Raw genomic sequence first — 23,175 nt, forward strand, 5'->3', positions numbered from 1 at the left:
TCGTTTATCCTTGGAACGTTATTAATCGATATGCTACTCTCGGCGTATATAGCAATGGAGAACAGATGCGGCATGTTCATGCTGCTTTTGTTTTCTGTTATTGTCATGAAGAAGTCACGGGCGAACTGTCCGTGGCTTCTTTTTTGTTGTACTGAATATGGATATGAATTCGGAATAACGTTAGGTTCAATTTTGAAATGAACCGAATTATCTGAACGTACAGGAAGGAATAATAAACATTTATGAATACACAACCTAATTTATTTACGACTCAAAATGAACTCACAGGTGGCTACCGACATGAAGTCAAATTGCCTGCTGGGGACTTAACGGTATATGCGGCACAACAACTATTCTCGTCATTGGACTATAAGGTGTTCGAGATGGCGAACAACAATCTTCAAATCCCGGGCATTTCCTATATGAGCTATACGCCTGACGTGCATGTCGGTGTAGGCACCTGCATCGGTACAACGGCGGTATGGGATGCCAAGAGTGGCTATGTATCTCCATCCATCGTAGGCAGTGATATCGGCTGTGGCATGCGGGTGCATATGACCAATTTGCATAAGGACGACCTGAAGGATGTGAAGCTGCGCCGTAAACTCGTGAAAGCCATTGAGAAAGTGCTGCCGATGGAGGCAAATCAGCGCGGTCATTACTCGGACATTCGTTTGGAGCATATTGTGCGAAAGGGTCTGCATGGATTACCTAAAAAATATATCCCGGACAGCTATACACCGAAAAAATCAACTTCCATCACTCATGTAGAGAGCAGCAAATTTGCCTTTGATGAGGAAGTGTTGAATCTGGTACCGGATATGACTTGGCATCGGGCTCATCGCCAGTTAGGAACTTTGGGTGGAGGCAATCATTTTGCCGAGATTCAAGCGATTGAGATTGCCGAGGAAAATCGGGAGATTGCGGAAGCATGGGGTCTGTACGATGGACAAATTGTTGTCATGATTCATTCCGGTTCCCGGGCTTGGGGTGGGTATGTAAGCCAAACTAGTTCATCAGCGATTGCGAAAGTGATGCAGCGAAATGGTCTGGGGACATCCGATCCAAGACTGGTTTTTGCTTCGCTTGAACATGCGGAAGGTCGCCATTACGTCAATATGATGTATTCTGCACTGAATTATGCTGTGGTGAACCGCCATCTGATTGCTTATGCAATTCGAGAAGCTTTTCGGGATGTGTTTGGTCCAAAATGCGAATTTCGAACCCTCTATGATCTGATGCACAATTATGCATGGGAGGAATCGCACTCGGATCAAGGTTCCGTTTTTGTACACCGCAAAGGAGCTACACGTGCATTACCTGCTGGTCATCGGGATAATCCGAAGCCATATCTGGCAACAGGTCATCCCGCGCTTATACCCGGTTCAATGGGGACGGCTTCGTATATCATGGTAGGTCAACCCGAGGGGAAGGATAACTATTATTCGATTTGTCATGGGGCAGGACGCATTCGTTCGCGTACAGCAACGAAGCGCCTGGTTACCGTGGAGGATTTTGCCTCGGCGCTGGGTGTGGGAACTGAAGATGAGATTGTGGTGAACCAGCGTTCGCTTGAATCGATTCTTGATGAATCGCCGCAAGCTTATAAAAATGTCGATGAAATTATTGATAGTGTTACCGGCGCAGGTCTGGCTCAAGTTGTAGCCAAATGTAAACCACTTGCCGCTGTGAAGGGAGCTAAGTAATGACGATAGAGAAAGAACAATTGAATCATAATAGAGTCATCTATTCCTATGAGGAGCAACAAGACAGTCAAATCCGAAACGAAGGCTATGCCATATATGCCCGCTTGATTCGCGGCATCATTGAAGCGCTTGGCAATCGATACGGCGTTCGTTATGAACTCTATGCAAGTGATGATCCAAACAGTGAATACTGGGATCTGCTAAAAGAAGATCTGCAAAGCAACAGTACGGAAGTGGAATTGGTTGCCCGGATTTTCGAAGATCTGGAGCTGCGTACACTGCATTATGAGGATGATGGAGATGCACCAACCTATGGGGTGCATTATTCGATTCGCAACAATGTATTTGCCTATCCGCAGTGGGGTGTGGCTCTCGTCCGCATTCCTTTCTTCCGGGAGAATGGGATATACAATGAGGATTTTGTTTTTGCTACAGGAGAAGAGGAATTGAAGCAATTTCTGGGCAGTGTAAGGGAACGGGAACGGCAGCAAAATATGAAAAAAGTCACGGTGTACACGGATGCCCGCAATGGCAGTGATCGTCATGTGGAATCCATTACCCGCTCTGTGGGGCGGGATGAGGTCGTGCTTTCTCCGCAAATTAAACAGGATATTTTCCGTTCGTTGGACCAGTTTTTCGAGGCAGATCGTTCCTTTTATCGGGACTATGATATTCCTTACAAACGTGGCATCCTGCTGTACGGCCATCCTGGAAACGGAAAAACGACCCTCGTAAAATCCATTGCGGGAAGCATACCGGGGCCTGCGGCATATTGGCAAATTACCGAATACACAAACAGTGAATCGGTGCGTGAAGTGTTCGAAGCAGCCAAACGTTTGGCTCCCATGGTACTGATTATTGAGGATATCGATTCCATGCCAGATGAAGTTCGTTCCTTTTTCCTGAATACATTGGATGGGGCAACGTCCAAAGAGGGCATTTTCCTAATTGGCACCACGAATTATCCGGAGAAAATAGACCCAGGGCTCATGAACCGTGCCGGTCGGTTTGATCGGGCTTATGAAATACCGCTACCGGACGAAGGGCTGCGCCTGCAATATTTGAACCAACGCGGCTTTGATGTCTTCGCAGGGGAAGAAGGTACGCTGGAAGCTGCACGATTGACGGATACCTTTTCTCTTGCTCAACTTGGAGAGCTGTATGTCAGCGCAGCGCTGGAATGGCACCAGAATGGCCAGACAGACATTGTGCAGATCATTCAGTCGATGCGAGGAGAGTTGGACAAGAGCCATAAACATAACTGGCTGGCTCAGCCAGGTAAAGGCCGTGCAGGTTTTTATTAATCGAATATAACCATTAAAATATTCTCACCTCAATTGGTTATACTAAGGCTGTCTGAATCAACATACAATGACTTTTGGGAGGTACATAACGCAGTCTTGAACTGTGTAAGATGCCCGGAAGTGACGCAATCTGTTTATAATGCCTTGTTATAGGCTGTAGAACAGAGAAAAGGGCATATGAACAAAAGGTAATATACAACAATTTTCATGCCAATTGTTTAAATGCTTCTGTAGCGGTTAATAGTAGACAGACAACAACAAAAACTTTAATTAGAGGTGAATGATATGGGTTGGTTATGGTCATTAATTATCGGTGGTATCATTGGATGGTTGGCAGGTCTGATTGTTGGTCGTGACATTCCCGGCGGCGTTATCGGTAACATCATTGCCGGTTTTATCGGCGGATGGTTAGGTGGAGTAATCCTGGGAGATATGGGTCCAGAAATGGGCGGATTCTACATAGTACCGGCATTAATCGGTGCCATCGTACTTGTAGCAATCGTGAGCTTGATCTTCCGTTCTATGGGCCGAAGCCGCGGGTAACGAATTCAAGAATTCTTGAATATACAGTTAGTCGGCAACACGCACTTTGAATAACTGTTGATATAACAGATGCTTCTGAAGAGGTTGATGGAAGTCCACGGACGTGGCTTTCCATCAACCTCTTTTTGTTTTAAGATATAGGTACAACAGAAAGGGATGAGTGTACATGGAAAAAGCTACATTTGCCGGCGGATGCTTCTGGTGTATGGTTACACCATTTGAAGAGCAACCAGGCATTCATGGTATTGTATCTGGCTATACCGGCGGTCACGTCGATAATCCAACATATGAGCAGGTCAAAACCGGGGAGACTGGTCATGTCGAGGTCGTTGAAATTACATTTGATCCAGAGGTATTTCCATATGAACGTTTGTTGGAGCTATACTGGCCCCAGACGGACCCTACCGATGATGGAGGGCAATTTCAGGATCGTGGCAGTCAGTACCGGACAGCGATCTTTGTCCATAATGAACGTCAACGTGAGCTCGCAGAACAGTCCAAGCAGGAGCTGGCAGCAAGCGGGCGGTTCAATCAACCGATTGTGACGGAGATTCGGGATGCAGTTGTGTTCTATCCGGCAGAAGATTACCACCAGGATTACCACAAGAAAAATGAGAAGCATTACAAAGAAGACCGTGCGGAATCCGGACGGGATGAATTTATTGAAGAAAACTGGAATAAATAATTAAGTTCATTAGATTAGACCAAATTGCATCAGATCTTATTGAAAAAGCCGGGAGAGTTCCAACAGGAACTTCCCCAGCTTTTTTTGATTGTTCAATGATTAAGAGAATGTTATCTCAATGGCTACAGAACTTATCTACGTTCTCTGCGTTGTTGGGAGAACTCTACATCGTTGTGTGAAATAACAGAGCGCCCTGTTAACCGTTAGTCGGTCAACCAGAGCGCTCCATTTACTATTTAGCTGAGGCTGTCTTCAATACATACTTGGATAATGCATCGTCATTGATCTGATAGATAATATGATCGTTGTACGTTGAATATCCATCGAGCAATCCAGGAGAGGATGCAAATGTATATTCATGTACTGTATCCAATGTTTGCGGATCGAGAATATAACCTTTTTTGGCGAAATCAAGTTTATACTGCCCGTCCTGTGTATGATCAATCTGCATGAGAATAGGCTGCTCTTCCTTAAATGTACGTTCAGTCACTTGGCCTTTCATGGTGTACAGCTCCAGTTTTTGGCCTGTAAACAGAGTGTAACTGTTGCCTGCGGTCTGAACATAGGCATCACCGGCAATAGCACGGCCCCAGGCAAGTTTGCCATCGGTGCCAAAGCCCATCAGCTTGTTACCCGTGTTGGCAAAATTGGCACGCATGATCACGGAGCCATCTTCCAGAATGGCCAGTGATTCACCGCCACCGTCTCCCAGAGTGTTGGCATTGCTCGGGAACTGATAGAAGGAAAGACGATTCAGCGTACGATCGTAAATTTCCACTTTGGGATTAGCGGCCTGCTGCCAGAAGCTGCCCACTTTGGTTTGTTTGCTTGCATCGACTACGATTCGATCACTGCCTGCTTTGAGTACAGCACCGTTGATTGTTTTTTCCGTAATCAGTTTTCCCTTTTTGTCATACAGCGAGATGGCTGAACGAACGGAACCGTTCGATTGAACACCAGGGCTCGAAGCGATCAATAACGTATCGTCGTCCAGAAGGTACATGGATGATGAATTACTCACGTTTTTGACCCAGTTGGTTTTGCCGGAAGTATTGAACGAGTATACCTTTTTGGTTCCATCCGAATATTCCATATATACGTAAGCTGTGCCGTTGCTGGTATATAGCGAATTGGAGTAGGTTGTATAAGGCCCACTTTTCTCATGGAAAATAACGTTCCATTTCAATTGTCCGGTCGTGGCATCCAGCGCCTGAAGCGAATCCAACTGCCAATCCAGCTTCGTATTGCTGCTTGTTTTGGTTACGGGCTGGGAAGAATGCACATACACCAGATTTTTCGCAGGTACTGCGTTCACTTCGTTGACGATAACGTCTTTCTCCGTATTCACTTGCGTGAGAGAGAGAGAAGATGATGTCCATGAAGGCTTAGGCAAGGGTGCATTTTGTTCTGCGGCCGCGTAGCTTGGTGTATGCAGGCTGAAGAGGAGCGTGCCACTGAGAAGAAGCGCAGCCCATGTTTTGGACTTTCGTTTGTTGGATGTATGCAAGTTATAAACCACCTTTCTTCGATTCAAAATAGAACCGATTGTTGAATTCTACCATTTCACACATGTGAAATTCAACCTGAGTGTCTGTAACCTTTTATGATTAAGGTGTAATATTATTGTTGTTTCGAGAATTTCGAGGGTTACAGGGAATTCATCTTCTTTCTGTTACGAGAGAAGTCTGCTATATTTAGTCGGGTGACGAGGGCTAAGAGGGAGATTAGCCTGACAGATTAGAGGAACGACAAGGAGAACAGACATGAACTGGAATGAAAATATGACCACTGTGGGTATAGGCGTTATCGTCCTTTTACTGCTCATTGCCTGGATCATTCGCCGTGTAATTCGGCGAGGGCAGCGCTTACGAAGTGAGGCCAATCCGCGTAAGATTACGATTAAGGATATCGATAAAATGCAGGATGGATCGGAATTTGAACTGTACCTGTATCATTTATTCCAACAACTCGGTTATGCCGAAGTACATAAGACCACAAGCAGCCGTGATTTTGGTGCGGACCTTGTATTTGTGGATAGAGCAGGCAGACGTAATGTCATTCAGGCCAAGCGTTACGGAGCAAATCATCCGGTTGGACTCAGCGCAGTACAGGAGATTTACACGTCCATGCGTTATTATGAAGCAGATCGATCCATCGTGCTCACCTCAGCCAGATATACGGAAGCATGCCGGACGCTAGCAGCGGTCAACGGGGTGAAGCTGCTGGACCGTGAAGATCTGATGGACCTGATCATGCTGTTTAAATCCAGAAGAATGGAAGAAGCACTGGAATTGATTGAGGAAGACGATCAGGAACCTGTGGAAACATGGCAATCACGGCGGAAAAGAGTTCCACGTTAATCACCTTCACTTGTCTGCCTGCACATGATATATTGAGTGCATACCAACCAAGGGAGTGTGTTCAATTATCATGGCACGTACACAAACGCAAAAAGCATTGCGCAAAGCAGAGCGGTCAGGACAGTGGTGTCCAGAGCAAAGTCGGAGAGTAAACGGAGATTATGGAGCGTTATCCCAGCATGTTCGACTCATGCCCACGAAACAGGAAAAATTGCAAAAGGTCAAACACAAGAAGCGGACCCAGGATGGTGGTGCTTCTTTTTATTTTGTCTGTGATGTGCGGAGTGCTGCATAAGCATCAAAATTTTAAAAAAAGCTCTTCCTTCGATTGGTATGACATCCCTTGGACTGTTAAAATCAATGTATCTCTTTTGAATTGGATCAATTATAGCTATACATCCTCCTATCTTCGATGAAGGGAAGAATTCTACATATGACAACAGCGCTTCGCATGGATAAAAAAATCGTTCGGCGTTTTTTGCTGCAGACGCAATCTTTATTGGGACGTTGGCCCGCCGTTTCCTTGCCTTCGGGTCCTGAACAGGTGATGCAACTGATTCGCTCCCTTGGCTGCGTGCAGATTGATCCTGTCGCTGCCGTAACCGGAAATCAGCATTTGGTGCTGGGCGCTCGTGATCCGGGCTATACCTCCGAATATTTACATACGTTGTTGAGTGATCATAAAGTGTTCGAATATTTTGCAAATGCCGCATGTGTTATTCCGATCGAAGATTATGCGATGTTCGAACCTGTACGTGCTCGATTAAGGGATCGTCTGGCTCCGTCATTGGAAGGGCTGGGAAACACGGTGCAGCATGTGCTGAAGCGTTTGGAAGAAGAGGGGCCGTTACCCTCCAGAGCTTTTCGTGCCGTCGAACGGGTAAGCGGATATTGGGACAATGCGGATGTACCGAAAACGAAGGATACTACGCTAGCGTTAAACTTGCTGCTGGATTCGGCTGCCATTCGTGTCGTCGCAAGGCAGGGCAATGAACGTTATTTTCATATTACTGAATCCGGACTGCTGGAGCAGGCCCAATCCATGACAGCGGAGATCGATCTTTTGACTCAAAGGCAAGCTTTGATGGACAAGTACATTTACGCATATCGGGTCGTGGATACCCGAGATCCACGATTAGGCTGGATGAAATCCACCGCTGCCGAACGTCGGAATGATATGGCTGCACGTGTCGCAGATGGTCGCATGATCACACTGGAGGTAGAGGACGTCGCGACGCCTTATTACATCCGTGCAGAAGATGAGGGTTTGTTGCGTGAGATGGAAAGGGAAGAGCCGCATTATGATCCATCAGGTCCGGTACGATTCCTGCCTCCACTGGACAACCTGCTGTGGAGACGGGAACGGATTGTGGATTTATTTGATTTCCATTATAAGTGGGAGATATACACACCAGAGGTGAAACGAACTTACGGATATTACGCCATGCCCATTCTTCACGGCGATCGGCTGATTGGACGTATGGACCCGCGACTCGATCGTAAAACGGGCGTGCTAACGGTGCGGTTGTTATCGATGGAAGAGACTGCTCCACCTGTGGAGGAATGGATCGCGGATTTTCGGGAGGGACTCCAGTTCTTTGCAACGATGCATGGAGCGCGATCCATCACGGTAGAGAAGACGGTGCCGAAGGGGTTGAAAAAGCAACTCAAGTCGATCTTATAGAATCGGTAGACGTCAAAAAGGGAGCGAAAGCTCGCTCCCCTAAGGCTGGATTTGGACCTGTAATAAGCTTGTTACGCCAGTCCCACAGCAATATTGCTTTTCAATTAACGCAGATGTGGTACTTGAACATTCGGATCAACATCTGCTTCATAATCCACACCGTCGGTTTCGAAACCAAACAGTTGGAAGAATTCCTGACGGTATCCTACCAGATCGGACAGATCGTAGATGTTTTCGGTGGTCAGCTCGTTCCATAGCTTCGCCACTTCTTCCTGAACATCCGCTCTCATCTCCCAATCGTCAATACGAATACGCCCCGCTTCATCGGTCGGAACTTCTCCTCCCGCATAGAGGCGATCAGCGAACAAGCGTTGCAATTGCTCGATGCAGCCTTCATGCAAGCCTTTTTCCTTCATGACTTTGTACAATGCAGAGATATACAACGGCACCACTGGAATTGCGGAGCTTGACTGGGTTACCAGCGCTTTGGCTACGGTTAGGTAAGCACGTCCGCCCTTTGCACTCAGACGATCATTCAGCTTGTGGGCTGTCGCTTCCAGATGGTTTTTGGCTTGACCGATGGAACCATCACGATAGATCGCATGTGTAAGTTCAGGACCGATGTAAGAGAAGGCAATAGTTGTTGCATTGTCGGCGAGTACGCCACCTTGTTGCAAGGCATCCATCCACAGTTCCCAATCATCTCCGCCCATCACGGTCACGGTCTGGCGAATTTCTTCTTCAGTTGCCGGATCAAGCGTAATGGAAGTCACTTCTCCCGTATGGAAATTGACTGTTTTGTTCGTGTACGATTGTCCAATCGGTTTGAGCACGGAGTTGAATACTTCACCAGTATTCGGATCGGTACGGCGTGCCGACGCTACACTGTAGACTACCAGATCAACCTGACCGAGTTCACTGCGAATCAGTTCAACGGTCTTTTCTCTTGTTTCGTTGGCAAAGGCATCACCTGTGATGCTGTATGATTTCAGTCCTGCTTCTTCCGCAGCTTTCTCAAATGCAGCGGAGTTGTACCAGCCTGCTGAAGCCGTACGTTTTTCAGTGGCGCTGCTTGGGCGGTAAATGCCGATGGTGTTGGCTCCGGCACCGAATGCGGATACGACGCGCGAAGCAAGTCCATATCCAGTAGAAGCTCCGATAACGAGTACGTTCCGCGGTCCATTCAATTGCGGTTGGGATTTTACATAATCAATTTGTTCCTGGACTTGTGCAGCACAGCCTACAGGATGGGAAGTTGTACAAATAAAACCACGTGTTCTTGGTTTAATAATCATTCATTTGCATCCTTTCATATTCAACTCTTGTTCTTCATTATTGGATAATGCTCTTGTACATACCACCTTATTGTAAAACAATTGCCTCCGAAACGGAAACCGTTTCGATGGATTTGGCTAAAAGACGGTATCCGGCTTCGCATCCGGGATGATATTATATAATTTGAGCTATACATTCACACGATAACGGAGAGGACAGAACAGGTCTGCAGAAGCGAAGCGTTCGCCTTTATCACCGGATTTTCCCCTTCTATAAGGGATTTCAAAAAATCTGGGGATAACAGCGATCGGAAGATGGTTCTGGCCACGTAGTGCTCTAGTGTAAAATCATTCGTTCAACTTATAGTAATTCCAGGATCGAAACGAAAGGAAGACTAGCCATGCTGAAGGAACGGATTGAATTTCTGAGCAAAAGAAAGCAAATCTCCCGCAAAGACCTCGTGGAAGGTCTGGTTACGCAGGCTCACTTTGCCAATATTCTGGCCGATCGTTATCCACTCCCTGAAGATCTGGCAGAGGCTATTGCGTCACGTCTTGGCGTAACGACTTCCTATCTGTTAAACGCTTCTGCACAGGATGAAGAAACACTGGCGCGGGCAGAGGCCATTTTTGAACAAATGTCAGTTCCAGCTTCCGCCATATTAGAAGAAACGGTCCATGCACTTGAAGATCGGGATGATACGCTGACAGTAGAGCTAACCACGGCTTTAATGAAGGCGGTCTATTACCAACAATTAAATGATGCATCGGCTCATGAATATATACATACATCCTATTTGAATTTTTATCTGGAGAAATACGGCCGTCCTGACGATGTGGATCTGCCCCGTCCGTTAGCAAAGGCGTTATTATATTACAAAGTGCAGTACTATCGTTCCAAGCTTGCCTCTGTGGATGTGTTAACACATGCAACCAGGCTCAGTGAATTGGCTCTTCCTGGAAGTGAATTCTGGCTGTCTGTGCAAAATATCAAGATGGAAGCCTACATTCAGGTCAAACAGTACGAAGAGGCCAAGCAGGTATTCGATCTCACCATGAGACATGTCTATGATCAGCGGCTGTTTCATCGGTTGTCCGGTTTATACGTGGCTTATAGCGGATATTGCTTTGCGATGGGACTGGTAAAGGAGGCGCTCTCGGCATTGACCATGGCAGAGGCGAACCTGGTGTATGCGGGTAATCAGGGCGATCTGGTCACTGCCATTGCCAATAATCGGATTGTCATGTTAACCATGACGGGGGAGCTGGATCAGGCGCAGTCGGAGATCGAGCGATTCGAATCCCTGTTGCAGCAGGAACCCGAAGAAACCCAGCAGGCCATGAAGCCTTTAGTGAGTGTGTATCGCTGTGAAGTGGCACTGGCACGAAAGAACTGGGGGGTACTCGCGCAGAGTGTGGATCAACTGTTGAATAGTGCAACAACTCAGGATCAGCAGATGAGTGCAACCTTCTACCAGAGCCATCTTGCTCTTGCGCATGGAGATCGTGAAGTGTTCATGGAGCGAGCGCTCGCATGTCTGCCTTATTTTGAGTCTGTGCAGCATGCCATGCGTCTTGAACCTTTATATGAGGGAATGGCCGTGGTGTCCGAGGATCTGCGAAAATATAAGGAAGCCGCCATGTATTATCGGAAGCTGGTCTACCTGTTACGCAAAAAATAGATCGAAAATCGGCTTGGAACCGCCATTTTTTTGCATGATTTTGTTCAACACCGGTGCATTAGGCACAAAATATGCCTCCCAACCTTTCATTCAAGAGTCGTTTTCGGCTCTTTTTTTGCGGAATCCATCAAAAAGCATGTTAAAGAAACGAGAATTCAGTGGTTTAATCACCGGTTTTTTCGTTTCTTTTGTATGCAGTCAAAAGGGTATTCAAGGACAAGCCCTCCTGTTTATACTTTAACTATAACCAAAAATAAAAAAACGAGGTGTTCATTATGGGATGGTTTGGTAAAAAGAACAAGCAGGAAGATGCGATTGCGAAGGCAGATAAAATGATGAATAAAGGACTTACCGGCATGATGATGAAAGGTTTTGTATCAAAGGAACATCGGGAAGCCATCAACCAGAGTCTGGATTCGGCAAAACAGGCACAACTGGCGGCAAGTGGTTCCCTTCCCTTAACTGCAACAGCCACGGTAATCACGATTACCGATACGGGCAAGCTGATCAATTTTGATCCAATTGTTGTGCTTGTGCTGGATGTAACAGAGACGAATGGCAATCAGTATCAGCGAACATTGGAAACACTGGTGTCCAAGATGCAGATTCCACGCGTGGGAGATCGAGTGGGATTGGGGCAAAATCCAGCGAATCCGACAGAGTTAATTTACATGGGTCTGTTGTCCGTCTAGAAGGTGTTCGAACTACAAACGAGCATTCTATCATTTAATAAAGACAACTAACAACGAATAATAGAGATATAGAGAGGGTGGGGCAGATGGTAGGTTTCCTGAGATTAATAGGTGTGTTGACTGTATTCGGGGTGGGATTCTCCCCATTTCTGGCACAGCAGCTGTGGAATGATCCTTTTATCATTATGCAGGCATGGTGGTATACACCAGCGATTTTTGCCGGATTTGGGCTGATCTTTATTCCCTCCATTTTGGCTAATATCTTCGGCGTCGGGAGGGTGAAATCAGGATTATCGGCGGTTGGTGTCATTAAAAGCATCCAGCAGACGGGTACGTATATTAATGAGCAGCCGGAAGTTCGACTGGGCCTGACCGTCTCGCTTAAAGGGCGTGAGAAATACGATACCGAGTTGAGAACCATTATTCCGTTGACGTCCATGGCTCAGTTCCAGCCGGGCAGCTTTATTCCGTTAGTGGTCTCCGTGAAGGATGAACGGAAGGTAGGGCTTGATCTGAAAGGACGACTGTCTCAGGAAGATATGCAGCAATTGCTGGATGAAAAGATGGTGCAGCATGGCGTGGCACCTGAGATGATGGATATTGCACGAACGGGCGAGAAAGCGATGGCCAAGATTTTAGATGTTACTCCACTTGGAAGCGGAGGTAATGGCAAAATCAAACTTCAGCTTACGCTTAGTGTAACGAAGTCAAATGGAGAGACATTTAAGGTCACTATACCAAAGGAAATTTATCCATCTACCCTAACTCAGGTTCAGCAAGGTCATATTATTAACGTGATCTACTCGAAGCAGGACCCGTCAAAGTTGGTGCTGGCACTGAATGTACAGAAGGGACAGTTAAGTGACCTCTTCTCATCCTGATAATGTATGAACAAAAAACCTGTAACATCACGATGCTAGTGATGGTGCAGGTTTCTTTTGTGTATTTTATTTTGAGAAAATCTGGATGAGCTTAGCTTAAGATCAGACGATGCCCAGGCGCATTCGATATGAGAATAGGACTCGTCTCGATTCTCCATCAAAAATGCGTGTAGCCAGCTGTCTAAATTCGTCTGCTACCTCGAGCAGATCAGTGGCTCCGAGTTTCACTGCCGTTTGCAGACCTCCTTGGCTTAGTGCCAGATTGACGTATCGGTCCGCATCGAATGTTTCCCGATGATGAAACAAAATTTCACGCGAATAACGGAACAAGCCGGACTGCTGAATCTGCTGCAAATGTCCGTCTTTACTCCATTTATGTGCCTGATTTTCCTGAGGAGCCAGACTGGCAGCTCGATGATCTGCCTCCGTATTCAAATGCAGATAGGCTTGTTCCAGCTGCCAATCAACCACTGGTGGCCAGTCACAATCGTAGGCAGCAAATATGCCGCCTGGACGCAGTACACGCGCAAATTCGCGCAGTGTGGACTGGGGCTCCATCCAGTGGAACGACTGTGAGCAGGTCACGATATCCACACTGCCATCAGGTAGTCCCAGTTCGTGGGACAGGCCGGAGACAAAGCGAAGATGGTCCGGTTTGCCTGCCGCTTCCCATTTGGACTCTGCGACAGCTCTCATATCATCGCTTGGTTCGACGCCAATAACACGTTCTGCCTCATTTAGCCAAATCCATGACGATAAGCCCGTACCACAGCCAACATCTGCGACCAAGCGAGGTTTGCTGCCCAAATAATTCGTCAGAATATCTACGACCTCGGTGGGCGCAGCGGGCCGGTTCTGGTCATATAACGTACCGAAACCTTTGAATCGTTCCACATTGTTACGTCTAATGTCTTGCATGGACAAAACCTCCTTCAGGAAATGGATAGATAGCAAAAAAGTAAAAGAATCAGCAGATGATCAGAGCTACATTATATCATTCATTTTCCAACCTGTTGTTAACGACCTGTTGTAAATGTTCTACCGCTTTGATATGTCGCCTAAGCAGTTCCTGTCCAACGTGTGGAGGCTTGATTACGGTCAGGTCAGATCCAAACGACATCAGGAAGGAGTACAGCCATTCTCCCTCATTGAGTTCAAGGGCAACGCGCAGCCTGCCGTCGGGCTCTTTTTCAACGCGTGATGGTTCAAAAAAATCATACACCCTATACGCAATAGAGTTGGAGAACGACAGTTCCAGAGCGATTTGGTTGATTGTGACGTGTGTCTCATTTTCCGTTGATCCGATGTTCATGTTGTTTCGGGGAACCCTCGGCAGAAATTTCAGCTGGGTAATTCGTTTCATTTTGAACGTCTGAAATTCGTTTCGGTCGTGCTCGTCGTGAATGTACCCCTTGAAATACCAAGTACTGTTCTTGAACAAAAGTTTGAGAGGTTCAACCGTTGGAACACTCTTCTCTCCATCCGAATTGACATAGTGGAACGTAATCCATTGATTGGTGAAGATCGCCTGTTTGACCTGATTGAACAGTTCCCTCTCTTGCAGTGGAATGCTGCCCCATGGTGAAAAGTCGAACTCGATCCAATCCAGCTTGTGATCAAACAGGGCGGTTAAACGTTTGAGCATATGGGCAGTGTTAAGGTGAGGGATGGCGCTGACGCTATATAATCCAAGCAAAATTTCATTCTGATCATCTTCGGACAACAGGGATTTGTCCATGACAAAGTTGTCCATGAGATGAATGCCGCCATGCTTTCCGGTTGTTGTGTATACGGGAATACCCGCCGCACTCAGTCTGTCGATATCACGGTACACCGTGCGTACGGATATTTCAAACAAACGCGCGAGCTCGGGGGCGGTAGCTTTCTTTTTCTCCAATAACAGCAATAGCATTCTGAATAATCGATTATTTTCCATGCCGACATTATACCATGACAATAGGTGTCAGGGTATGGGTGGTACACTGGATGTATAGTGTTTGGAAGATCATGAAGGAGGAATTGATGATGTCGATGAAAGACGGATTTTTCTGGGGCGGCGCAACGGCTGCCAATCAGTTTGAAGGTGGATGGGACAAGGGTGGTAAAGGCCCAAGTACTTCCGATATGATGACAGGTGGAACGCACACGACACCACGCCGGATTACGCCTGTACTGGAAGAGGGCACGTATTATCCGAGCCATGAAGCGGTTGATTTTTATGGTCATTACAAAGAGGATATTGCCCTGATGGCCGAAATGGGTTTCAAAATGTTTCGCATGTCCATTAACTGGTCCAGAATCTACCCGAACGGTTATGATCTGGAGCCAAACGAAGAGGGATTGCAGTTCTATGACAACGTCTTTGCCGAGTTGAAAAAGTACAACATTGAGCCGCTCGTGACCATTTCTCACTACGAGACACCATTTGGTCTGACCCAGAAATATAACGGCTGGGCTTCGCGCGAAGTGATTGATTGTTATATCCGATATTGTACAACCCTCTTCAACCGATACAAAGATCAGGTGAAATACTGGCTGACCTTTAATGAGATCAACTGTCTGACAATGCCAATGGGGGCTTATATGGCTGCAGGTATCCTGTTTGAAGGCAAAGAGACATTGATCGATGGCGTTGATGATCCACAGACCCGCTTCCAGGCGCTGCATCACCAATTTGTTGCAAGTGCAAAAGCAGTGAAGCTGGGACATGAAATCAATCCTGATTTCCAAATCGGCTGTATGGTCGCTTTCATGACAACATATCCGAATACATGCAATCCGGACGATATTTTGCTCGCGCAGAAGAAGGACCAGCTGTCCAACATGATCTGTGGAGACGTACAGGTTCGTGGAGCGTACCCTGGATTCGCCAAACGTTTCTTCGCCGAAGAAGGCATCCAGATCGAGATGCAGCTGGAAGATGCACAGACTCTGCGTGAAGGCTGCGTGGACTTCTATTCCTTTAGCTATTACATGTCCTTGGTCGAGAGTGCGGATGAGTCGTTGGATAGAGCAGAGGGAAATCTGCTGGGCGGCATCAAAAATCCGTATCTGGAAGCTTCCGACTGGGGCTGGCAGATCGATCCGAAAGGATTACGTTACACCCTGAACCACCTGTATGATCGTTACCAAATTCCATTGATGGTTGTGGAGAACGGGCTGGGTGCAGTGGATGTAGTGGAGGAAGATGGCTCTATTCAAGATGACTATCGGATTGATTATTTGAGAGGTCACATTGAACAAATGAAAGAAGCCGTTGCCGACGGTGTGGAGCTTATCGCTTACACGATGTGGGGATGTATCGACTTGGTCAGCGCATCCACGGGAGAGATGAAGAAGCGTTATGGCTTCATTCATGTGAACAAGGACAATGATGGCAATGGTGATTTGAGCAGAACACCGAAGAAGAGCTTCCACTGGTACAAAAAAGTCATTGAATCCAATGGCGAGGAGCTCTAAGTTGCCACTGTAAAATAGATTCATAATGACGTAAAGAACCCCACTGGTGCTGGATGCACCTGTGAGGTTCTTTACGTTTGGTTTGTTTTCAAGCATGGGTTGGATCATTGCATGGTGAGCGAAAAAACCTAAGCGAGAGGTTTGGACTGTAACAGGGAAAGGCGTTCCAGATGTCGCTGATAGAACCATATGCATACGGCAAGCCAGCATCCACTCAGAAAGTACCCACCCACTACATCACTGGGATAGTGTACCCCTAGATAAATTCGGCTCATTCCAATCGTCAGGATAAAGATTGCGCTCATGATAATCATGAGTACGCGTCCAGTCGCTGTCGGTACATGCTTCCAGATCAGGAAGGCCAAGCCGCCATACAAGCTGAACGCTGCCATCGAATGGCCACTTGGGAAGCTGTAACCACTCACCTCAATAATCCGGTTAATCGTAGGTCTGGCGCGCTGGAATACCAGCTTAATCAATGCATTTAGCAAAGTCGAGCCTGCAATGACACAGGCGAGGAAGAGCAGTTCGCGTTTGTGCCTGAGGTAGATATACAGCACAAGCATGGCGAGAATGGTAATGACAACCACAGGCACTTCGCTGCCAATCCAGGTAAAGAGCTGCATGAACCGTGTCATTCCGGGTGATTCCATGCCCTGAATCCAGCCAATCAAGGTATCATCAAAGGTGTGAATCTGATTGTCGCTGATGGACAGGGCGATACTTACAAATGCAATGAGGCATCCCGCTGCAACGAGCAGCGGGATGGAGATATTCTTTTTCCAATTCTGATTCAAGTGACGGTTTCCTCCAAGGTGTCTGAATTCTAATGATGCTCAATACAATATTCGTATTATGCTATAATCTTACAATAAATATCGCTTCAAACAAAATGTGAACGATTACAAGATGGGTGTTGCAATCTGAGCCGGGGGTGAAAGGATGAAGCGCTTAGTATGGTTTGCATTGATTTTGTTGTTGGTTGGATTGGGTTACACAGTATTCCCTGGGGAAAAAGCTTATGCTTGCAGCTGTGTAGAATCGAATGCTCAAGAGAAACTGAAGACGTCCACATCGGTTTTTACAGGTAAAGTTGTGAAAAGGGGTGGGACGCAAATATTCAGCCCTGACCGATTGAGAGCATATACCTTTGAAGTGGATATCGCATGGAAGGGTGTTTCTTCTAAACGAATGACTGTCATGGGTAATGATGCCGGTTCGGAATCTTGTGGGATTCAATTGGAGAAGAACCAATCCTATCTGATCTTTGCTTATAAGAATAAAATGGACGAAAAGTTGCATACGAATCTTTGCAGTGGCAATGTTTCCATTGATCAAGCTGGAGACGCGTTAAAGCTGCTGGGAGCAGGAAAAGTAGTGAGTCAGGATGATTTTGAAAAAAACGATCAAGGACGAAGTTGGTCATTTTATCTCATCATATATGGTGGGGTTATTCTATTGCTTGTATTGGTAAGTGGCTGGATCTGGAGAAGGAAGAAGCGCGCGTGATGTTAGGATCTGAATTAAGGGAGAATGGCAGTACGGCAACGGAAGAGAAAAGAAAATCCCCGTGTGGAACGTTGAGATAAACGCGTTCCATGCGGGGATTTTATACATTTTGTCGGATAATCGTACCGATTCAATTAGTTTAACTGCAGCATATATTCATAAGCCGTGATACCGAATACTCGTTTAAAGTGTCTGTTCAGATGAGTCAGGTCGACAAAACCACATTCGGCTACAGCGGAGTAAACATCCTTATGCGTTTCAATGGACTGTCTGGCACGCTCCACCTTGCAGTTCAGAAAAAACTGGTAAGGCGATATGCCAGCATGGGACTTGAACTCGCGGATAAATTGAAACTTGGACATGTTGAATTCCGCACACAGGTCGTCCAGTTTCAGCACATCTTCAATACTGCAAAACATCATCTCTTTCGCTTTTCGAACCAGATTGTCCTGAGGCCGCCACAACTTGGTGTCCATTTCCGACTGGGAGAGTAATTGCAACAGGCCCAAAAGCAGTTCACTGCATTTCGCTTCATCCTGTCCTTTTTGAATAGCATCATTCAGCATCAGGATGCTTCGTGCAAGCACAGGGTCATAGACGATGGGGCTATTAAAACGCAATTCCTTTTTCCCTAGAACCTCTTCGACCAAATCCGGCTTCAGATATAGCATGACATAATCTATACCGGCTTTGTCATAGGAACTTCCATCGTGGGACTGCTCCCGGTTGAATAACATCACGCCGTTTTTGTGGGAGGCCTGATAATGTCCGTCCAGATGGTATTGCTGAATACCGCGAAGCGTGACTCCTACTGCATATTCCTCGTGGCAATGCTTTTTATAGGTGAAATCCGTAAAGCTGGCGGATAGAGCCAGTACGTCCTGTGATTTCTTATAGTTAAACAATTCCATGCTGCACACACCTCCCGCGCGTTAGATGATTCCCGATACCATAATGGCTGAGTATAACAAAAAAAGGGCCATTAGGATACTCACTGCTTTTTGATGACGATTAAGTAAGGTTCTGAAGATGGAGCCAAACACGGCCCAACTGGAATAGGCCAGGAAGCCGATGATGGTAATAATGATCACGAACAGAAACGTTGACATGGTGCTGTCGTAGTACGGCAGAACATAACTGGGAATAACTGTGAACGTGAACAGAACTACTTTTGGATTCACAAACTGCATGATTAAACCGTTTAGAAACCCCGTAACTTGCTTCGATGCCGTCTCGGTGGAACCCATTTTATAGACTTGATAAGCCAGATATATCATATAAACACTACCCACGATCTGCATCACTTGGAGAATACCAGGCAATACCTCAGCAAGTACATGATTGAGAAGAGCAGAAGCAGCAAGTAATAAGCCAAATGCAACGGTGGCACCCCACACATACTCCATCGTTTTCCGGGGACCAACCTGTCCGACGGAAGTGAGAATCACAATATTGCTGGGGCCTGGTGTGAAGGTAACGACAATACAATAGATGAAAAAAGATGTAAGATTCATAGGGCCTCCCCGAGTTGTAGTTACATGATCATACTCCGGGGAGGCATTGGTTTATAGTACATTATTGCAGCAGATTGCACATGAGCAGAAAAAAAACATAACTTTCCAGCTAATAGAAACGTCATAGAAGTAACTACTTTGATATCGAGGTGATTAAATGAAAACTGTAAGTAAGTTGCTGTTCCTATGTATGATACCTCTTTTATTGTCTGCTTGCTTAAAAAATGGGGAAGGTGACCAACCAATCAATAATTTGGATCTGAGTCCTCCAGTTGAAATTTCATTTGAAGAGGCTGAAGCTAGGACCCCTTTTGAAATCAAACAACCGTCAGTTCCTTTCCAAGTTACTCAAAAATCAGCGAGGATTTTAGATACCAATGGTACATTTGAAGCAGTCGAAATCACGTATGCAAATACGGATGAAGGATTGAACCTGATCACTATGATTACAAACTCAAAGGTGGATACACCTCCGAAGGGGAAGAAAGGTTTGAAATTATCTAATGGCTCTCAAACATGGGACCAAGGAGACGGAAATGTAAGTGCCATCTATTGGAGAAACGAGGGTTTAACGTACTCTCTTATTTCAGGGAAAAACAACAATCTTGAACCGTTATACGATTATCAAACATTAGTTAAAATAGCAAATACATTAAAATGAAGCATAAGGCAGTTCTCTTTTAGATTGAAAATAACACCAAAAGACTCAACCTCACTGTATGTACAGAGGAAGTTGAGTCTTTTTACTGTATTAAAGTACCTGTTCAATGAATAAAGACTGAAAGGTTAATTTACATTAAGGCATCCAGAAAACGAGTAGCGATGCCGAAATAGATAAACAACGACAATATATCATTCAACGTTGTGATTAATGGGCCGGAGGCGACCGCAGGGTCTACTTTGAAACGACTGAGCAGAAGAGGAATACAAGTACCGGTCAGTGTTCCGATAACCAGGGTGAAGAATAGTGATACTCCTATAATCGCTCCGAGCAGCCAGTCACCTTGCCAGAAATAGGCGATGACCGTGATCAGCAAACCGCATACAAGTCCAATCATTGTGCCTACTTTAATCTCTCGGCCAATAAGCGCGAGCACTGTGGCCTTGTCCAGCTTGCGTCCAATCAAGCCACGTACAACCACTGCAAGGGATTGTGTACCCGTATTCCCCGTCATACCGGCTATCATGGGCATGAAGAACGCCAGTGCCACAACCTGATTCAGTGTGTCTTCGAAAAAATCCACGATGCTGCCTGAGATCAATCCGATAAATAACAATAAAATCAGCCATGGAAGGCGACGTCTGACCGCAACCAATGGTTTGGTATCAAAATCGATGTCTTTACTGCCGCCACCCATCTTGGCGATGTCTTCACTGGCTTCGTCCATAATAATATCAATGACATCGTCCATTTGGATAACACCGCATAATCTGCGGTTTTCATCCACGACAGGTAAAGCCATAAACTCATAACGTTGCAACAGCTGTGCAGCTTCTTCCTGGTCCATATCAACTGTTGCATGGATGACACGCCGAGTCATCAGCTCTTCTACTTTGGTGTTGTCATCTGCCTGAGCAAGGGATTGATAACTCACGACTCCGACCAGTTTGCCTTCATCATCGGTGACATACAGATAACTGGTTGCAGGAATGTGCAGCGTAGCCTGCGATTCTCTCAGTGCTTCCTTTGCGGTTTCATGCGATAACAGCGTACGGTAACGATCGGTCATGATCCGTCCAGCCGTTTCCGGTGGATAGTTCAGCACGGAGCGGATAATGGCGGAATGATCGAGATTCATATTGGACAGCAGTTCTTCTCTGCGTTGGAGGGGCAGATCATGCATGAAGCGAATCAGATCACTTTTGTCCATTTGCTGCATGACTTCAAGAGTGCGCTCCGGGCCTAATTGTTCGAATAGATGCACCTGTTCGTGAAGCGTGAGCGCTTCTGCCATGTCGGCGAGCACGTCCGGTTTGAATAAGAGCAAGAAGCGTTTCGTCTCTTGTTCAGGGAACTTTTTATATACGAGAGAAAGGTCATAGGGATGAAGTTCTTTGGCCCATTTATAAAACTCGGTCAGGTTTTGGGTTTGCACGAATTGCACAAGGAGCTCCGTAATCTCTTCAACCGAAAAATCTTTTTTGGGATGGGATCGATTCATATGTAGTCTCCTTTCTATATGGGTTCAACAAATGAATATTTACACTGGCACTCCGATGACAGAACAACCTTCCGATCGCTGTTATCCCCAGATTTTTTTGATTCCTTTCTGAAAAAGGGGAAATCCGGGGATAAAGGCGAACGCTTCGCTTCTACAGGTTATTTCTGTCCTCTCCGTTATTGTGTAAATGTTTGGTTGAACATATTTCAACTCCGTATTCTTAAACGAAATGGAATGGAAGTTAAACAGCGACCACGGGAAATGCATATTGTAATCTTGCTAAAACATTCGATATGGGCTTACAAATGGATGCGGCCGGGATATACTTGTTGTAGAAAACCCGATGAGGAGGAGACATGTGGAATCGGTTGTAAGAACACAATTGTTATCTCTGGTTGAACCGGAATATCAGAAATTCTCGGCTGCGCTCATTCCGAATATCACGAATCTGTTAGGTGTGAGACTGCCTGAAATACGCAAGATGGCGAAACAAATCGTCAAAGAGGACTGGCGTGCCTACCTGAAAACCGCTGATGATGATTATTTTGAAGAAGTGATGCTGCAAGCGATGGTCATCGGTCATGCCCAAGCAGATATGGAGGAACTCCTGCAGCATATTGCCTGGTTTGTTCCCAAAATAGATAACTGGTCTGTATGCGACAGCTTCTGCGGTGGTTTGAAATATACAAAGGCACATCTGGATCAAGTGTGGCAGTTCTTGCAGCCCTATCTGGTATCCAACCAGGAATACGACATTCGCTTCGGGGTTGTAATGCTGTTGAACTTTTATATGGAAGAAAAATATATCAGCAGAGTGCTTGCTTCATTAGATACCATTCATCACGAAGGGTACTATGTGAAAATGGCAGTGGCCTGGGCGATTTCCATCGCTTATGTGAAACAGCCTGAAGCGACGCTGCGTTATTTGCAGGACAATACCTTGGACGACTTTACGTATAATAAGGCTCTTCAGAAAATAACGGAGTCCTATCGTGTTGATCCGGAGACGAAGCAGATGATCCGCAGCATGAGACGGAAAGCGATAAAACGGATTCGTGTGTAGTATGTGTGCATAACGAGAAAAGAAACCAGATATAAAACCTACGAGGGGAAAGGACGATTGACGTATGAGAAAAAGCATCAAGTGGACCAAAATGGAATTAGACGGTCGTCCGTGGGTATTGCTTGCCACCGAAAAAGGGTTATGCCGTGTCATCATGCCCAATGAAACGCTGGAAGATTGGAGTAGTTGGATTGGCCGAATTGCTCCTGGAGTGGAGCTCGAAGAGAATGAAGCAGCGTTGAAGCAGACGGGCATGATGGATTGGCTGCAATCCTATTTTGCCGGAAACAAGGTGGCTTTCACAGACGAAATACCACTCGATTTGATCGGAACGACATTCCAACAGCAGGTATGGGCGGAGTTGAGGAATGTTCCTTATGGTGAGACAAGAACCTATGGCGACATTGCTGCTGCGGTGGGAAGACCTTCAGCGGTGCGAGCTGTTGGGGCAGCCAATGGAGCCAATCCCATTCCGGTGCTGCTGCCGTGTCATCGCATTATCGGTGCCAACCGCAAGCTGACCGGTTTTCGCGGAGGACTGGAGATGAAGCGAAGACTGCTGGATATTGAACAGATTGAAGGCGTGACGGATGGCGGCCATGCGCGGTTTAATTTCTGATCATCATATATTTCATATAAAAAAGAAGTAGTGAACTA

General features: G+C 46.2%; 23 protein-coding genes. 15 read left to right on the plus strand and 8 right to left on the minus strand.

The features are described from left to right. The first annotated feature begins 242 nt into the window (after window positions 1-242). The 4 genes from BLV50_RS19760 to msrA all read left to right on the plus strand — a co-directional run bounded on the left by BLV50_RS19760 (window position 243) and on the right by msrA (window position 4,238). Window positions 243-1,706, plus strand: a complete 1,464-nt coding sequence (locus BLV50_RS19760) for an RtcB family protein (RefSeq protein ID WP_177031223.1) — start codon at window positions 243-245, stop codon at window positions 1,704-1,706. Then, window positions 1,706-3,010 (plus strand): AAA family ATPase, encoded by a 1,305-nt coding sequence (locus BLV50_RS19765; RefSeq protein ID WP_079697428.1) that lies wholly within the window; start codon window positions 1,706-1,708, stop codon window positions 3,008-3,010. Before BLV50_RS19760 ends, BLV50_RS19765 begins: the two co-directional genes overlap by 1 nt. A gap of 285 nt (window positions 3,011-3,295) precedes the next feature. Then, window positions 3,296-3,553 (plus strand): GlsB/YeaQ/YmgE family stress response membrane protein, encoded by a 258-nt coding sequence (locus tag BLV50_RS19770; protein ID WP_017686880.1) that lies wholly within the window; start codon window positions 3,296-3,298, stop codon window positions 3,551-3,553. Between the two features lie 166 nt (window positions 3,554-3,719). Further along, window positions 3,720-4,238 carry a peptide-methionine (S)-S-oxide reductase MsrA gene (gene msrA / locus BLV50_RS19775; RefSeq protein WP_072734724.1) on the plus strand — a complete coding sequence of 173 codons (519 nt, stop codon included), beginning with the start codon at window positions 3,720-3,722 and terminating at the stop codon, window positions 4,236-4,238. A 232-nt stretch (window positions 4,239-4,470) separates the two neighbouring features. Here msrA and BLV50_RS19780 read toward each other — a convergent pair whose 3' ends face one another. Further along, a complete protein-coding gene (locus BLV50_RS19780; RefSeq protein WP_090809543.1) occupies window positions 4,471-5,745 on the minus strand; it encodes a hypothetical protein in 1,275 nt (424 codons plus the stop codon). Window positions 5,746-6,001: 256 nt separating this feature from the next. On the opposite strand from BLV50_RS19780, the gene BLV50_RS19785 reads away from it, so the two are divergent. From BLV50_RS19785 to BLV50_RS19795, 3 genes are all read left to right on the plus strand, one after another. Next, on the plus strand, window positions 6,002-6,598 hold the full coding sequence (locus BLV50_RS19785; protein WP_090809545.1) for a restriction endonuclease: 597 nt from the start codon (window positions 6,002-6,004) through the stop codon (window positions 6,596-6,598). 70 nt (window positions 6,599-6,668) lie between these two features. Then, the gene (locus BLV50_RS19790) at window positions 6,669-6,893 is read left to right on the plus strand and encodes a hypothetical protein (protein WP_063565252.1); all 225 of its coding nucleotides are present in this window, start codon (window positions 6,669-6,671) and stop codon (window positions 6,891-6,893) included. A gap of 156 nt (window positions 6,894-7,049) precedes the next feature. Then, window positions 7,050-8,282: a DNA glycosylase AlkZ-like family protein gene (locus BLV50_RS19795; RefSeq protein WP_256337999.1), complete on the plus strand. Its 1,233-nt coding sequence runs from the start codon at window positions 7,050-7,052 to the stop codon at window positions 8,280-8,282. Window positions 8,283-8,386: 104 nt separating this feature from the next. Here the strand turns inward: BLV50_RS19795 and fabV are convergent, their stop codons facing one another. After that, entirely contained in the window at window positions 8,387-9,577 is a 1,191-nt protein-coding gene (gene fabV / locus BLV50_RS19800; protein ID WP_064635912.1) for an enoyl-ACP reductase FabV, read from the minus strand. Window positions 9,578-9,957: 380 nt separating this feature from the next. Between fabV and BLV50_RS19805 the strand changes: the two genes are divergently transcribed. The 3 genes from BLV50_RS19805 (at window position 9,958) to BLV50_RS19815 (ending at window position 12,811) form a co-directional block, all read left to right on the plus strand. Next, window positions 9,958-11,238, plus strand: coding sequence for a transcriptional regulator (locus BLV50_RS19805; RefSeq protein WP_090809548.1), 1,281 nt, complete (start codon window positions 9,958-9,960; stop codon window positions 11,236-11,238). Between the two features lie 275 nt (window positions 11,239-11,513). Further along, window positions 11,514-11,930 carry a hypothetical protein gene (locus BLV50_RS19810; protein WP_072734719.1) on the plus strand — a complete coding sequence of 139 codons (417 nt, stop codon included), beginning with the start codon at window positions 11,514-11,516 and terminating at the stop codon, window positions 11,928-11,930. 113 nt (window positions 11,931-12,043) lie between these two features. Beyond that, window positions 12,044-12,811: a hypothetical protein gene (locus BLV50_RS19815; RefSeq protein ID WP_256338000.1), complete on the plus strand. Its 768-nt coding sequence runs from the start codon at window positions 12,044-12,046 to the stop codon at window positions 12,809-12,811. 102 nt (window positions 12,812-12,913) lie between these two features. On the opposite strand, the gene BLV50_RS19820 is transcribed toward BLV50_RS19815, so the two are convergent. Together BLV50_RS19820 and BLV50_RS19825 are read right to left on the minus strand one after the other, a co-directional pair. Then, the gene (locus tag BLV50_RS19820) at window positions 12,914-13,729 is read right to left on the minus strand and encodes a class I SAM-dependent methyltransferase (RefSeq protein ID WP_079697421.1); all 816 of its coding nucleotides are present in this window, start codon (window positions 13,727-13,729) and stop codon (window positions 12,914-12,916) included. Window positions 13,730-13,805: 76 nt separating this feature from the next. Beyond that, the gene (locus BLV50_RS19825) at window positions 13,806-14,723 is read right to left on the minus strand and encodes a helix-turn-helix transcriptional regulator (protein ID WP_090809995.1); all 918 of its coding nucleotides are present in this window, start codon (window positions 14,721-14,723) and stop codon (window positions 13,806-13,808) included. Between the two features lie 113 nt (window positions 14,724-14,836). Here BLV50_RS19825 and BLV50_RS19830 point away from each other — a divergent pair, with 113 nt between their 5' ends. Then, a complete protein-coding gene (locus tag BLV50_RS19830; protein ID WP_090809553.1) occupies window positions 14,837-16,270 on the plus strand; it encodes a glycoside hydrolase family 1 protein in 1,434 nt (477 codons plus the stop codon). 128 nt (window positions 16,271-16,398) lie between these two features. Here BLV50_RS19830 and BLV50_RS19835 read toward each other — a convergent pair whose 3' ends face one another. After that, window positions 16,399-17,067: a phosphatase PAP2 family protein gene (locus tag BLV50_RS19835; RefSeq protein WP_090809554.1), complete on the minus strand. Its 669-nt coding sequence runs from the start codon at window positions 17,065-17,067 to the stop codon at window positions 16,399-16,401. A 145-nt stretch (window positions 17,068-17,212) separates the two neighbouring features. Between BLV50_RS19835 and BLV50_RS19840 the strand changes: the two genes are divergently transcribed. Beyond that, a complete protein-coding gene (locus BLV50_RS19840; RefSeq protein ID WP_090809556.1) occupies window positions 17,213-17,779 on the plus strand; it encodes a hypothetical protein in 567 nt (188 codons plus the stop codon). Window positions 17,780-17,913: 134 nt separating this feature from the next. On the opposite strand, the gene BLV50_RS19845 is transcribed toward BLV50_RS19840, so the two are convergent. Beyond that, complete coding sequence (locus tag BLV50_RS19845; protein WP_076287826.1) at window positions 17,914-18,690, minus strand: AraC family transcriptional regulator; 777 nt, start codon at window positions 18,688-18,690, stop codon at window positions 17,914-17,916. A 21-nt stretch (window positions 18,691-18,711) separates the two neighbouring features. Then, window positions 18,712-19,293, minus strand: a complete 582-nt coding sequence (locus tag BLV50_RS19850; RefSeq protein ID WP_090809558.1) for a LysE family translocator — start codon at window positions 19,291-19,293, stop codon at window positions 18,712-18,714. A 157-nt stretch (window positions 19,294-19,450) separates the two neighbouring features. Here BLV50_RS19850 and BLV50_RS19855 point away from each other — a divergent pair, with 157 nt between their 5' ends. After that, window positions 19,451-19,954, plus strand: a complete 504-nt coding sequence (locus tag BLV50_RS19855) for a hypothetical protein (protein WP_090809560.1) — start codon at window positions 19,451-19,453, stop codon at window positions 19,952-19,954. A 130-nt stretch (window positions 19,955-20,084) separates the two neighbouring features. Here the strand turns inward: BLV50_RS19855 and mgtE are convergent, their stop codons facing one another. Beyond that, on the minus strand, window positions 20,085-21,455 hold the full coding sequence (gene mgtE, locus BLV50_RS19860; RefSeq protein WP_064635927.1) for a magnesium transporter: 1,371 nt from the start codon (window positions 21,453-21,455) through the stop codon (window positions 20,085-20,087). Window positions 21,456-21,813: 358 nt separating this feature from the next. Here mgtE and BLV50_RS19865 point away from each other — a divergent pair, with 358 nt between their 5' ends. Beyond that, window positions 21,814-22,518, plus strand: a complete 705-nt coding sequence (locus BLV50_RS19865) for a DNA alkylation repair protein (protein WP_090809562.1) — start codon at window positions 21,814-21,816, stop codon at window positions 22,516-22,518. Window positions 22,519-22,582: 64 nt separating this feature from the next. Next, on the plus strand, window positions 22,583-23,137 hold the full coding sequence (locus BLV50_RS19870; protein WP_090809564.1) for a methylated-DNA--[protein]-cysteine S-methyltransferase: 555 nt from the start codon (window positions 22,583-22,585) through the stop codon (window positions 23,135-23,137). Window positions 23,138-23,175 lie beyond the last annotated feature (38 nt).

The organism is Paenibacillus sp. 276b (assembly GCF_900107875.1).
GTDB lineage: Bacteria > Bacillota > Bacilli > Paenibacillales > Paenibacillaceae > Paenibacillus > Paenibacillus marchantiae.

What these genes read in the sequence shown, in the direction of transcription:
- BLV50_RS19760 (WP_177031223.1), top strand. Translation starts at nt 243, where the DNA reads ATGAATACACAACCTAATTTATTTACGACTCAAAATGAACTCACAGGT.
- BLV50_RS19765 (WP_079697428.1), top strand. Translation starts at nt 1,706, where the DNA reads ATGACGATAGAGAAAGAACAATTGAATCATAATAGAGTCATCTATTCC.
- BLV50_RS19770 (WP_017686880.1), top strand. Translation starts at nt 3,296, where the DNA reads ATGGGTTGGTTATGGTCATTAATTATCGGTGGTATCATTGGATGGTTG.
- msrA (WP_072734724.1), top strand. Translation starts at nt 3,720, where the DNA reads ATGGAAAAAGCTACATTTGCCGGCGGATGCTTCTGGTGTATGGTTACA.
- BLV50_RS19785 (WP_090809545.1), top strand. Translation starts at nt 6,002, where the DNA reads ATGAACTGGAATGAAAATATGACCACTGTGGGTATAGGCGTTATCGTC.
- BLV50_RS19790 (WP_063565252.1), top strand. Translation starts at nt 6,669, where the DNA reads ATGGCACGTACACAAACGCAAAAAGCATTGCGCAAAGCAGAGCGGTCA.
- BLV50_RS19795 (WP_256337999.1), top strand. Translation starts at nt 7,050, where the DNA reads ATGGATAAAAAAATCGTTCGGCGTTTTTTGCTGCAGACGCAATCTTTA.
- fabV (WP_064635912.1), bottom strand. Translation starts at nt 9,577, where the DNA reads ATGATTATTAAACCAAGAACACGTGGTTTTATTTGTACAACTTCCCAT.
- BLV50_RS19805 (WP_090809548.1), top strand. Translation starts at nt 9,958, where the DNA reads ATGCTGAAGGAACGGATTGAATTTCTGAGCAAAAGAAAGCAAATCTCC.
- BLV50_RS19810 (WP_072734719.1), top strand. Translation starts at nt 11,514, where the DNA reads ATGGGATGGTTTGGTAAAAAGAACAAGCAGGAAGATGCGATTGCGAAG.
- BLV50_RS19820 (WP_079697421.1), bottom strand. Translation starts at nt 13,729, where the DNA reads ATGCAAGACATTAGACGTAACAATGTGGAACGATTCAAAGGTTTCGGT.
- BLV50_RS19825 (WP_090809995.1), bottom strand. Translation starts at nt 14,723, where the DNA reads ATGCTATTGCTGTTATTGGAGAAAAAGAAAGCTACCGCCCCCGAGCTC.
- BLV50_RS19830 (WP_090809553.1), top strand. Translation starts at nt 14,837, where the DNA reads ATGTCGATGAAAGACGGATTTTTCTGGGGCGGCGCAACGGCTGCCAAT.
- BLV50_RS19840 (WP_090809556.1), top strand. Translation starts at nt 17,213, where the DNA reads ATGAAGCGCTTAGTATGGTTTGCATTGATTTTGTTGTTGGTTGGATTG.
- BLV50_RS19845 (WP_076287826.1), bottom strand. Translation starts at nt 18,690, where the DNA reads ATGGAATTGTTTAACTATAAGAAATCACAGGACGTACTGGCTCTATCC.
- BLV50_RS19850 (WP_090809558.1), bottom strand. Translation starts at nt 19,293, where the DNA reads ATGAATCTTACATCTTTTTTCATCTATTGTATTGTCGTTACCTTCACA.
- BLV50_RS19855 (WP_090809560.1), top strand. Translation starts at nt 19,451, where the DNA reads ATGAAAACTGTAAGTAAGTTGCTGTTCCTATGTATGATACCTCTTTTA.
- mgtE (WP_064635927.1), bottom strand. Translation starts at nt 21,455, where the DNA reads ATGAATCGATCCCATCCCAAAAAAGATTTTTCGGTTGAAGAGATTACG.
- BLV50_RS19870 (WP_090809564.1), top strand. Translation starts at nt 22,583, where the DNA reads ATGAGAAAAAGCATCAAGTGGACCAAAATGGAATTAGACGGTCGTCCG.